10 protein-coding genes and 1 riboswitch are annotated in these 11,985 nt (G+C 72.2%); of the genes, 6 read left to right on the top strand and 4 right to left on the bottom strand.

What is annotated here, in order from left to right; all coding sequences use genetic code 11:
• Position 1: 1 nt before the first annotated feature.
• The 5 genes from ftsR (at position 2) to H5V45_RS00350 (ending at position 6,731) form a co-directional block, all read left to right on the top strand.
• Positions 2 to 754, top strand: coding sequence for a transcriptional regulator FtsR (gene ftsR / locus H5V45_RS00330; protein ID WP_185251096.1), 753 nt, complete (start codon positions 2 to 4; stop codon positions 752 to 754).
• Between the two features lie 75 nt (positions 755 to 829).
• Positions 830 to 1,312, top strand: coding sequence for a bifunctional nuclease domain-containing protein (locus H5V45_RS00335; RefSeq protein ID WP_185251097.1), 483 nt, complete (start codon positions 830 to 832; stop codon positions 1,310 to 1,312).
• Positions 1,313 to 1,511: 199 nt separating this feature from the next.
• A complete protein-coding gene (locus H5V45_RS00340) occupies positions 1,512 to 2,114 on the top strand; it encodes a MerR family transcriptional regulator (RefSeq protein WP_185251098.1) in 603 nt (200 codons plus the stop codon).
• A gap of 196 nt (positions 2,115 to 2,310) precedes the next feature.
• Positions 2,311 to 2,418, top strand: a riboswitch (glycine riboswitch).
• 84 nt (positions 2,419 to 2,502) lie between these two features.
• The gene (gene gcvP, locus H5V45_RS00345) at positions 2,503 to 5,370 is read left to right on the top strand and encodes an aminomethyl-transferring glycine dehydrogenase (RefSeq protein ID WP_185251099.1); all 2,868 of its coding nucleotides are present in this window, start codon (positions 2,503 to 2,505) and stop codon (positions 5,368 to 5,370) included.
• Positions 5,367 to 6,731 (top strand): serine hydrolase domain-containing protein, encoded by a 1,365-nt coding sequence (locus H5V45_RS00350; RefSeq protein WP_185251100.1) that lies wholly within the window; start codon positions 5,367 to 5,369, stop codon positions 6,729 to 6,731. Before gcvP ends, H5V45_RS00350 begins: the two co-directional genes overlap by 4 nt.
• Before the next feature lie 300 nt (positions 6,732 to 7,031).
• Here H5V45_RS00350 and H5V45_RS00355 read toward each other — a convergent pair whose 3' ends face one another.
• From H5V45_RS00355 to H5V45_RS00370, 4 genes are all read right to left on the bottom strand, one after another.
• On the bottom strand, positions 7,032 to 7,535 hold the full coding sequence (locus H5V45_RS00355; protein ID WP_185251101.1) for a hypothetical protein: 504 nt from the start codon (positions 7,533 to 7,535) through the stop codon (positions 7,032 to 7,034).
• Positions 7,536 to 7,709: 174 nt separating this feature from the next.
• Positions 7,710 to 9,092 (bottom strand): metallopeptidase TldD-related protein, encoded by a 1,383-nt coding sequence (locus tag H5V45_RS00360; RefSeq protein ID WP_185251102.1) that lies wholly within the window; start codon positions 9,090 to 9,092, stop codon positions 7,710 to 7,712.
• Entirely contained in the window at positions 9,092 to 10,621 is a 1,530-nt protein-coding gene (locus tag H5V45_RS00365) for a TldD/PmbA family protein (protein WP_185251103.1), read from the bottom strand. The genes H5V45_RS00360 and H5V45_RS00365 overlap by 1 nt, the downstream gene beginning before the upstream one ends.
• Positions 10,622 to 10,674: 53 nt before the next feature.
• Complete coding sequence (locus H5V45_RS00370) at positions 10,675 to 11,433, bottom strand: class I SAM-dependent methyltransferase (RefSeq protein WP_185251104.1); 759 nt, start codon at positions 11,431 to 11,433, stop codon at positions 10,675 to 10,677.
• 57 nt (positions 11,434 to 11,490) lie between these two features.
• Here H5V45_RS00370 and H5V45_RS00375 point away from each other — a divergent pair, with 57 nt between their 5' ends.
• A complete protein-coding gene (locus H5V45_RS00375) occupies positions 11,491 to 11,967 on the top strand; it encodes a pyridoxamine 5'-phosphate oxidase family protein (protein ID WP_185251105.1) in 477 nt (158 codons plus the stop codon).
• Positions 11,968 to 11,985: the final 18 nt, after the last annotated feature.

Here is an 11,985-nt window from a genome sequence, read left to right on the forward strand (position 1 = left end):
CATGAGCTCCTCCTCGGTGTCCGCCGGCGCGGCCCCCGGGCCGTCCCGGGCGCGCATGAACATCGGCGAGGTCCTCGACCGGCTGCGCCCGGACTTCCCGGGCATCACGATCCCCAAGATCCGCTTCCTCGAGGACAAGGGGCTGATCAAGCCCGAGCGGACTCCGTCGGGCTACCGGAAGTTCTCCGGCGAGGACGTCGACCGGCTGCGCTACGTGCTGCGCATGCAGCGCGACCACTACCTCCCGCTCAAGGTCATCGGCGAGCACCTCGAGGCGATCGACCGCGGCCTGGAGCCGCCGCCGATCGACGCCGTCGTCCCTACCGTGCCCCAGGTCGCGCTGGCGGCGGACGGGCTGCCGAGCCCCGAGTCGTTCACCCGGCGCGACAACCTGCGGCTCTCGCGCCGCGAGCTGGTCAAGATCGCCGAGATCTCCGAGGAGCTGCTCGACCAGCTCGAGCAGTACGCCCTCATCACGCCGCGCGCCGGCACCGGCCACTACGACACCGATGCCCTGGTCGTCGCGCGGACGGCGCGGGAGCTGGCCGACTTCGGCTTCGAGCCGCGGCACCTGCGCGCCTTCAAGACCTCCGCCGACCGCGAGGTGGGGCTCGTCGAGCAGGTCATCGCCCCCCACCGCCGGGGTCGCGACGCCGCCGCCACGGCCCGCGCCGAGGAGGCCGTCAGCGAGATCGCCGCGCTCTCCGTGCGGCTGCACGCGACGCTGGTCAAGATCGGCCTGCGCTCGTCCTGACGGGTCGTGAGCCCTGTTCCCGTGGGGCCTGCGGGCGTCGTCGTACGCCCTCCACACCCGGAGTAGGGTGAGGATGTGCGCGAAGTCGATGTCATGGGTGTCCGGGTCGAGATGCCCTCGAACCAGCCGATCGTGCTGCTGCGCGAGGTGACGGGGGAGCGGTATCTCCCGATCTGGATCGGGGCGGTCGAGGCCACCGCGATCGCGTTCGCCCAGCAGGGGGTGATCCCGCCGCGGCCGCTGACCCACGACCTGATGAAGGACGTGCTGGAGGCGACCGGCAACGCGCTCAGCGAGGTGCGCATCACCGACGTCAAGGACGGCGTCTTCTTCGCGCTGCTCGTCTTCGAGTCCGGCGCCGAGGTGAGCGCCCGGCCCTCCGACTCGATCGCCCTCGCGCTGCGCACCGGCACCCGCATCCTGTGCGCCGAGGAGGTTCTCGACGAGGCCGGCCTGGCCGTGCCGGCGGAGCAGGAGGACGAGGTCGAGGCGTTCCGCGAGTTCCTCGACCACGTGACGCCCGAGGACTTCGAGGCGCCGACGGATTCGGACCAGTAGGTCCCGCTCGGTCCGGGTGAACTCTCACCCTCAAGTAGAGGTTGAGGGTTGCGACACGCCGCCCACGTCGTTGACCACCCTCAGGCGGAGCCTTACCTTGAACTGTCTCTGTTGTAACTCCACTGCTGTGGTTGTCCGGTTCCCGGCGTCACACTTCCCCTGAGGGTTACGGACAACGGAGTAGACCCGCGGAGGACCAGTGAACGAGAACGAGCAGGACCGGAGCGCCGACCAGGCAGTGTCGGTCGCTGTCGAGGCGGCGGAGGAGCAGGGTCTCCTCTTCACCGACGACGTGTCCCCGCTGCCGAGCGACACCGGCTACCGCGGCCCCACGGCGTGCAACGCCGCCGGCATCACCTACCGCCAGCTCGACTACTGGGCCCGCACCGGCCTGGTCGAGCCCACCGTGCGCGGCGCGACCGGCTCCGGCACCCAGCGGCTCTACTCCTTCCGCGACATCCTGATCCTCAAGGTCATCAAGCGCCTCCTCGACGCCGGCATCTCGCTGCAGCAGATCCGCACGGCCGTCCAGCACCTGCGCAAGCGCGGCACCGACGACCTGACCCGCGTCACCCTGATGAGCGATGGCGCCTCGGTCTACGAGTGCACCAGCAACGACGAGATCATCGACCTGCTCCAGGGCGGCCAGGGCGTCTTCGGCATCGCGATCGGCGGTGTCTGGCAGGAGATCGAGGGCACCCTCGCCCAGCTGCCCAGCGAGCGCACCGCCACCGACGAGTCCGCGGCGCCCAGCGCCAGCGACGAGCTCGCCGCCCGGCGTGCGGCCCGGCAGACCGGCTGAATCTCGATACGGTCGCTGCGCGACCTACTCGATCACCGAAAGCCGCACGACGGTCGCTGCGCGACCTACTCGATCACCGAAAGCCGCACGACGGTCGCTGCGCGACCTACTCGATCACCGAACGACCCACCTCGGCCCGTCACCTCACCGGTGGCGGGCCGCTGTGCTGCCCGGCTGGTAGATTGGCGACCGCTGACAATCCCGCACGGGAGAGTCTCCGCCCGCGGGCCCCGGCCCCGGAGCGGAGCGCCGAAGGGGCAATTCCTCCCCGGAACCTCTCAGGCGCCCGGACCGTGCGGACCAGGCAACTCTGGAGGTCACGACCGCAGGCGAGGGTCGGGGACGACAGAGGGGGAGGCGTCCCGATCGACCCCGATGAGGAGCCTCCGTGTCCGACCTCCCCACCCTGTCCGAGCTCGATGCCGCGCTGCCGTTCGTGGACCGTCACATCGGGCTGCGACCCGTCGACGTCGACGCGATGCTCGACCGCCTCGGCTTCGGGTCGATCGACGAGCTGATGAAGGCCGCGGTGCCCGGTGGCATCCGCGCCGCCGCCGAGCTCGACCTGCCGGCGCCGCTGACCGAGGAGGCCGCCGCCCGCGAGCTGCGCGCCCTCGCCGCGGCGAACCGGCCGGGCGAGACCATGATCGGTCTCGGCTACCACGGCACGATCACCCCGCCGGTGATCCGTCGCAACGTGCTCGAGGACCCGAGCTGGTACACCGCCTACACGCCGTACCAGCCCGAGATCTCGCAGGGCCGGCTCGAGGCGCTCATCAACTTCCAGACCGTGATCGGCGACCTCACCGGCCTGCCCACCGCGAACGCCTCGCTCCTCGACGAGGCCACCGCCGCCGCCGAGGCGATGACGCTGGTCCGGCGCGGCAACCGCAAGGCGTCCGGCCCCTTCGTGGTCGACGCCGACGCGCTGCCCCAGACGATCGACGTGGTGCGCACCCGGGCCGAGGCGATGGGCATCGACGTCGTCGTGGCCGACCTGACCGACGGCCTGCCCGAGGGCGAGCTGTGCGGCGTCCTCGTGCAGTACCCCGGCGCCTCCGGCCGCGTGCTCGACCCGCGCGCCGTGATCGAGGAGACCCATGCCCGCAACGGCCTGGCCGTCGTCGCCGCGGACCTGCTCGCGCTGACCCTCCTCGAGGCGCCCGGCGAGCTGGGTGCCGACGTGGTCGTCGGCTCCTCGCAGCGCTTCGGCGTCCCGCTCTTCTACGGCGGCCCGCACGCCGGCTACATGGCGGTCGCGAAGGGCCTCGAGCGGCACTTGCCCGGTCGCCTCGTCGGCGTCTCGGTCGACGCCGAGGGTCGTCCGGCGTACCGCCTGGCCCTCCAGACCCGCGAGCAGCACATCCGCCGCGACAAGGCGACCTCCAACATCTGCACCGCGCAGGTGCTGCTCGCGGTCGTCGCGTCGATGTACGCCGTCTACCACGGTCCTGCCGGGCTGCGGTCGATCGCGACCCGCGCGCACCGCTACGCCGCCGTGCTCGCCCGCGGCCTCGCGGACGGTGGCGTCACCGTCGAGACCGAGCAGTTCTTCGACACGATCACCGTGGCGGTGCCCGGCCGCGCGGCCGAGGTGGTCGCCGCGGCACGCTCCTTCGGCGTGCAGCTGCGACTCGTCGACGTCGACCGCGTCGGCATCTCCACCTCGGAGACCACGACCCGGTCGACGCTGACCAGCGTCTTCAAGGCCTTCGGCGTGGAGGCCGACCTCCGCGCGCTCGACCAGGCGACCGCCGACGCGCTGCCCGACGGGCTGCAGCGGCAGACGGCGTACCTCACCCACGAGGTCTTCTCGAGCCACCACAGCGAGACCTCCATGCTGCGCTACCTGCGCCGGCTCTCCGCGCGTGACTACGCGCTGGACCGCGGCATGATCCCGCTCGGCTCCTGCACGATGAAGCTGAACGCGACCACCGAGATGGAGCCGGTCTCGCTGCCGGGCTTCGCCGACCTGCACCCCTTCGCCCCCGCCGAGGACGCCGCGGGCTACCGCCAGCTCGTCGACGAGCTCGAGGGGTGGCTGGCCGAGGTCACGGGCTACGACAAGGTCTCGATCCAGCCGAACGCCGGCTCGCAGGGCGAGCTGGCCGGGCTGCTGGCGATCCGTGGCTACCACCGCGCGAACGGCGACCTCGACCGCAACGTCTGCCTGATCCCGTCCTCCGCGCACGGCACCAACGCCGCCTCGGCCGTGATGGCCGGCATGAAGGTCGTGGTCGTCAAGGCCGGCGACGACGGGGCCGTCGACCTCGCCGACCTGCGCACCGCCTGCGAGGCGCACGCCGACGACCTGGCCGCGATCATGGTGACCTACCCGTCGACGCACGGTGCCTACGAGGACACGATCACCGAACTCTGCGAGATCGTGCACGCGCACGGGGGGCAGGTGTACGTCGACGGCGCGAACCTCAACGCCCTGCTCGGCTACGCCAAGCCCGGCGAGTTCGGCGGCGACGTGTCGCACCTCAACCTGCACAAGACCTTCTGCATCCCGCACGGCGGCGGCGGCCCCGGTGTCGGACCGGTCGCGGTCCGCGCGCACCTCGCGCCGTTCCTGCCGTCCCACGCGATGCACCCGGAGGAGGCCAAGCGCTCCGGCATCGGACCGATCAGCGCGGCGCCGTACGGCTCCGCGGGGATCCTGCCGATCTCGTGGGCCTACATCCGGCTGATGGGCGCCGAGGGCCTGACCCGCGCCACCGCGTCCGCGGTGCTGTCGGCGAACTACGTCGCCGCGCGGCTGGGTGAGCACTACCCGGTCCTCTACAAGGGCCACGGCGGGCTCGTCGCCCACGAGTGCATCCTCGACGTGCGCGGCCTGACGCGGGACTCGGGCGTGACCGTGGACGACGTGGCCAAGCGCCTGGTCGACTACGGCTTCCACGCCCCGACCATGTCGTTCCCGGTCGCCGGCACGCTGATGGTCGAGCCGACGGAGTCCGAGGATCTCGCCGAGATCGACCGCTTCTGCGACGCGATGATCGCGATCAAGGCCGAGATCGACCGCGTCGCCGCGGGGGAGTGGACGCCCGAGGAGTCGCCGCTGCGCGGGGCCCCGCACACGTCCCGCGCCCTCGTCGGCGAATGGGACCGCGGCTACTCGCGCGAGCTCGCCGTCTTCCCGACCGGCATCGACCCTGACAAGTACTGGCCGCCCGTGGGCCGGATCGACCAGGCCTACGGCGACCGGAACCTCGTCTGCGCGTGCCCGCCGCCCGAGGCCTTCGCCGAATGAGCGCCCCGGCCGCGGGCGTCGGTGTCGCCGACCTGACCGGTCGGCGCCTGCACGCCCGGGTCGCGCACGCCCAGGCGGAGGGCCGGTTGCCCTCGGTCGTGGCGGGCGTGGTGCGCGACGGTCGCCTGGCCTGGGCGGGGGCGTACGGCGCCGATCTGCTCGAGGACCACGACCCGTTCGACGTGCAGTACCGCATCGGCTCGATCACCAAGACGATGACCGCGGTGCTCGTCCTGCAGCTGGTCCGGGACGGCCGGCTCTCGCTCGACGAGCCGGCCTCGGTCGTCCTCGGCGACGTCGGGTACGCCGACCGGACGCTCCGCTCCCTGCTCGCGCACAGCTCCGGCATGCAGTCCGAGCCCACCGGCTCGTGGTGGGAGCGCTCGGCGGGCCTGTCGTGGGACGAGCTCGCCGCCGCGAACGACGGCTCCGGCTCCGTGCTGCCCGGGCAGCGGCAGTTCCACTACTCGAACCTCGGCTACGCGCTGCTCGGCGAGGTCGCGGCCCGGGTGCTGGGGGAGTCGTGGTGGGACTGCGTGCTCACCCGGATCCTCGAGCCGCTGGGCCTGCACCGCACGACGTACCTCCCCGACGGGGCGGCCGCGCAGGGGCGCAGCGTGCACCCCTACGCCTCGACGCTCGTCGACGAGCCGGCCACCGACACCGGGGCCATGGCGCCCGCGGGGCAGGTGTGGGCCACGCTCGGCGACCTGGCGACGTACGCCTGCTTCCTGCTCGACGGGCACCCCGACGTCCTGTCGGCGGACCTGCTGGCCGAGGCCTTCGGGCCGCAGTCCGGCAGTGCGGCCGACGGGCTGGGCTACGCCCACGGGCTCGGGTTCCAGATCTTCCCCGGCGGCTCCGGCACGCTCGCCGGCCACACCGGCTCGATGCCGGGCTTCATCGCGACCGCGCTCGTCGACCGGCGGCGCTCGACCGGCGCCGTCGTGCTCGCGAACGCGACCACGGGCTACTCGCCCGCGGCGCTGGCGATCGAGCTGCTCGAGGAGCTCGAGCGCTGCGAGCCGACCCTCGCCCGGCCGTGGGTCGCGACCGCCGCCGTGCCCGCCGAGCTGGTCGACGCGCTCGGCGTCTGGCACTGGGGCAACACGCCGTTCGTCTTCCGCATGGAGGGCGCCGCGCTCGTGGCCCGTCGCAACGGTGTCGAGATGTACCGCTTCGTGGTCGTCGACGGCGAGGTCCGCGGCACCGGCGGCTACCACGCCGGCGAGCGGCTGCACGTCGTCCGTCGTGACGACGGGTCGGTCAGCCACCTCGACGTCGCGACCTTCATCTACACGCGCACGCCCTACGACCCCGACGCCCCGGCGCCGGGTGGGCACCCGGGGCCGGCGTACTGACGGCTTCGGTGGGCGGTGCCGGGTGAGCGGTGAGCTGCCCACCGTTGTCGTCGAGCGAACGGTGGCTGGCGCACCGCCGGATGGCGGGTGGCTGGGGGAGCGGTGGGTCAGCCACCGTTTCGTGAAGCCAGACGGTGGCTGGCGCACCGCCGGGCGAGCGGTGACCTGTCAACCCCCGGCAGGCCCGAGCAGGTTCACCAGTCACCGCCGGACCGGTGGCGCCTCGGGCAGCGGTGACCTGCCAACCCCCTGCGGAGCCGGGGTGGTTGACAGGTCACCGCCCAAGCGCCTCCCGCGTCGTCACTCGATGTCGGTCTTGGTGACCTCGAGGACGTAGCGGAACGCGTTGTCGCAGTCGAGCGGGACGGTGCGCGAGCCCCACCGCAGGGTGAGGTCGGTGGCGAGCCGCTTGTGGAAGCCGTCGACCGTGATGTGCTGGCCGGCGTCGTCCATCTCCTCGTGGACGGGGAGCTTCTTGCCGACGCGGTCGGCGGTGCCCTTCACGACGGCCTTCTTGCCGGCCAGCGTGAGGACGGCGCGGACGTCGCTGCCGTCGAGGAAGGGCTTCGCCGCCTCGCGGCTGGTGCCCTTCTCGCCGACGACGAGCTGGAAGACGTTGCCGTAGGTCTCGTTCTCGTAGACGCTCGCGTAGACGTCCTTGCCGTGGATCGTGCCGGTGCACTCGACGAGGTGACCGCGCTCGGTCTCGGTCGTGGTGGCGGCGTGCGCCGGAGCCGCGCCCAGCCCGATCAGGGCGGAGGTCGCGACGACGGCCAGGCTGCCGGTGATCAGCTGGGTGCGCATGGTAGTGGTGCTCCTGGGGTGTCGTTGGCGGATGAACGACGGGGATACGCCCGGGGAGCGGGGCCGGTTGCACGCCCGGCGGCCGGTCTGGACCGGCTGCTCCACGCAGAGCTCGTTGCCCTCGGGATCGGTCACCACGACCAGGTCGCCGCCGTCGTGGGTGGCGCACCCCCATCACATGGCCTGAGACACGCTCGACATGTTGAAGTCCGGGACCCGCAGGGCCGGCATCGCCGTCCTCGAGAAGTAGTCGTCGCCCCACTCGCGACTGAAGCTCGGGACGGTGGCGGAGGCGTGGGAGAACCTCCGCAGCAGGTCGACGGGCGACTCGTTGAAGCGGAAGTTGTTGACCGAGCCGGTGATCTCGCCGTTCTCGATGAGGTAGACGCCGTCGCGGGTCAGGCCGGTGAGCAGGAGGGTCTGCTCCTCCACGGCCCGGATGTACCACAGGCAGGTGAGCAGCAGCCCGCGCTCGGTGCCGGCGACCAGGTCCTCGACCGAGCCCGCGCCGCCGTCGACCGACAGCACCAGGTTGTCGACCATCGGGGTGACCGGCTGCTGGGTCATCGCGGCGGAGTGCCGGGTCTGGATCAACGACGTGAGGTCGCCGCCACGGATCCAGTCGGTGCGACCCAGCGGCAGGCCGTTGTCGAACACCGAGGACTCATTGTCCGAGGAGGCGGCGAGCGCGAAGGGCGCGCACTCGAGGCCGGGGTACGCCGGGTCCGAGAACAGGTCGACCTCCGGCCGGGCGATCGGGTCGCCGATGCGGGTGCCGACGCCGCGCTTGCTGTAGACCGACTGGCCCTCGTGGGCGACGCGCGCGCCGGCGTACCAGTAGGCGTCGATCATCAGGTCGGCCACCGCGGTGGGCGGCAGGATCGTGTCGTAGCGACCGGCCGGCAGGTCCACGCGGCGGGCACCCCAGCCGAGGCGCTGCTCGAGGGTGGCCTCCAGGGCGAGCGCGTCGACGTCGGCGAAGTCGCGGGTGGCGCCGCCGACCCACGCGCTCTCGGTGAGGTCGGCGGTCTTGCCCGTGCAGCCGTAGTGACCGGTCGGCTGGACGTGGCGCAGGCGCAGGCCGCTGGTGGAGCCGACGTACGTCGTCGTGGACTGGTGGTTCACGAAGCCGTAGAGGATCCGGCCGCCGCCCGACGCCCGGCCGAAGGCCTCGCCGAGCGCAGGGGCGAACGCGTCGTAGACGTGGATGTCGGTCGGGACCGGGGCGTCGTCCCAGTCGGGGGAGACCGCGTCCCGGACCAGGTCGTTCGCGTCTTCGGCGGGCGAGCCGGCCCGGGCGGCGGCGTCGGCCGCCTCGACCAGCGCGGTGACCTGCGCCTGGGTGGTGGCGCTGCCGGTCACGGACCCCGTGGCCGTGCCGTCCCCGCTGCGGATGAAGGACACGATCGTGACCGTGATTCCGTGCATCACGCCGTTGGTCGTCAGCGTGTTGTTGGCCCACCGCAGGTTGGCGCTCGTGGCGTCGCGGACGATCGCGATGCAGTCGTCGGCCGTCGAGGTCGTGACCGCGTGGTCGACCAGGCTCTGGGGTGTCATCACTTGCCTGCCTCGTCGTTGGTGTTGAGGATGTTGACGCCGCGGAACAGCGACGTCGGGCAGCCGTGGCTGACGCTCGCGACCTGGCCGGGCTGGGCCTTGCCGCAGTTGAAGGCGCCGCCGAGCACCCAGGTCTCCGGGCCGCCGACGGCCTCCATCGAGCCCCAGAACTCCGTGGTCGTGGCCTGGTAGGCGACGTCGCGGACCTGGCCCACGAGCTCGCCGTCGGTGATCGTGTAGAACCGCTGCCCGGTGAACTGGAAGTTGAAGCGCTGCATGTCGATGGACCACGACTTGTCGCCGACGATGTAGAGGCCGCGCTCGACGCGCCCGATCAGCTCCTCGGTGCTGGGGCCGTCGGGCGCCGGCTGCAGCGAGACGTTGGCCATCCGCTGGATCGGGATGTGGCCGGGCGAGTCGGCGTAGGCACAGCCGTTGGACCGGCCCCGACCGTCCGGCCCGGGGTTGAGCTCGGGCTTCATGTGCGCCATGGGGCGGTCCAGCTGGTAGCCCACCAGCACGCCGTCGCGCACGATGTCCCAGCTCTGGGTCTCGACGCCCTCGTCGTCGTAGCCGATCGTGGCGAGGCCGTGCTCGACCGTCCGGTCGCCGGTGACGTTCATGACGCCGGAGCCGTACTGCAGGGTCCCGAGCTTGTCGTACGTCGCGAACGACGTGCCGGCGTAGTTGGCCTCGTAGCCGAGCGCGCGGTCCAGCTCGGTGGCGTGCCCGATCGACTCGTGGATCGTGAGCCACAGGTTCGACGGGTGGATGACCAGGTCGTAGCTCCCGGCCTCGATGCTCGGGGCCTTGAGCTTCTCGGCGAGCAGCTCGGGGACCTGGTCGATCTCGTCGTCCCAGTCCCAGCTGCCGTCGGTGAGGTATTCCCACCCGCGCCCGACCGGCGGCGCGATCGACGCCATCGAGTCGAACGTGTCGGCGCCCGCGCCCATCGCCTCGAAGCCCGGCTGCAGCCGCACCCGCTGCTGCGTCGTGCGGGTGCCGGCCAGGTCGGCGTAGTACTTGTTCTCCTGCACCTGGAGGAGGTACGCCGAGGCGTGGTCGACCGCGGCGCCGGTGCGCAGCCGGTCGGTCCAGTCGATGAGGACGGCGGCCTTCTCGGCGACCGGCACCTCGAGCGGGTTCACGTCGTACGACGACACCCAGGTGACGTCGTCGTGGACCGGCTCGGGGGCGATCTCGATCGGCGTGCTGGTCATCTCGGCGGCGACCAGGGCGACGGCGACCGCGCTCTCGGTCACCCGCACGGCCTCGTCGGTCGTGAGGAAGACCCCCGACGCGAAGCCCCACGAGCCGTGGTGGATGACCCGGACCGCGAAGCCGAGGTCCTCGGTGTCGCTCGCACCCTGCAGGACGCCGTCGCGGACGCCGAGCCGTTGGTAGCGAACCCGCTCGAAGCGGAAGTCCGCGTGCGAGACGCCGAGCTCCCGGGCCCGCTGCAGGGCGGCGTCCCCGAGCGAGCGGTAGGGCAGCGAGCTGAAGGTCGGATCGAGGCCGGGTCCACTCATGCCGACGAACCTAGCCGATGCCCGCCACCGAGTTCCGGTCCGACGCGGTGGGCTCAGGGCCGTCCGCGCACCGCCCAGGCGGAGGCGGTGATCGAGAACGGGGCCGGGCCGAGGCGCTCGGCGCACCGGTCGCGCAGGCGGGCGCGGGCGGTGTCGTCGAGGGAGCGGACGTACTCGCCGAGAGGACCGACCCCGAAGGTGTACGGCTCCCACCACTCCTCGAACGACGCCGACGGCACCGTCACGGTCAGCACCCCGGAGACGACGTCGGACCAGCCGGCGGCGGCGGCGAGCTCCTCGAGGTGACCCGCACGGGCGCCGGGGAGCCCGTCCTCGGCGATCGCGCCCGGGTCGAGCTCACGGGCGACCTCCCAGACCGTGCTGAGCGGGCTGCGGCCGCCGTCGTGGTCCCAGACGCAGGCGGCGGCCACGCCGTCGGGCCTGGTCACCCGGGCCATCTCGCGGAGACCGCCGGCCGGGTCGCTCATGAAGTGCACGACCAGCTGGGCCACCGTGGCGTCGAACTCGCGGTCGGGGTGGGGAAGGTGCTCGGCCGTCCCGGTCACGACGTCGACGTCCGGCAGCCGCTCGTGCAGCCCGGCCACGAACGGCGGGGAGGGGTCGATCGCGGCCACGTGGTCGGCGCCCACCCGGCGTACGAGCTCGGTGGTGAGCGCGCCCGGGCCGCAGCCGACGTCGAGGACCCGCTGCCCGGGAGCGATCCCCGCGAAGTCGGCGAACTCGAGGCCGAGCGGGACGGCGAAGCGGCCCATGAACCGGGCGTAGGCGTCCGGCGGCACGAGGAAGGTCATACGTCGAAAGTAGACCTGTCGGGGCGTGTCCGACAGCCTGCCGGGTACGGCCCCCGCATGACTGACACCGAGGACACCAAGAAGCTCGTCGACCTGTTGAAGGACCAGCACATCGGCATGCTCACGACCTATGGCCCGGACGGCCCGCGCAGCCTGCCGATGGCCCGCCAGGAGGTGGAGCCGGACGCCGAGCTGTGGTTCATCTCGGCCCGCGACACCGCCCACACCCGCGCGATCCAGTCCGAGCCGAGCGTGGCGCTCACGTTCTCCTCGCGCGACAGCTGGGTGGCCCTCACGGGTCGCGCCGCGGTCGTCGACGACGACGCCAAGCTCAAGGAGCTGTGGAACACGTTCGCCGAGGCGTGGCTGCCCGGCGGCCCCGAGGACCCGAACGCCGTGCTCATCAAGGTCGAGGTCGACCACGGGGAGTACTGGGACACCCCCGGCAGCAAGGTCGCGTCGCTGATCAGCTTCGCGAAGAGCAAGCTCACGGGCGAGCCGTACGAGTCCGACCACGGGACCGTCACCCCCTGACGGACGGCCGCACCGGTC

Origin of the sequence: Nocardioides luti (assembly GCF_014212315.1) — a bacterium.
Taxonomy (GTDB): domain Bacteria; phylum Actinomycetota; class Actinomycetes; order Propionibacteriales; family Nocardioidaceae; genus Nocardioides; species Nocardioides luti.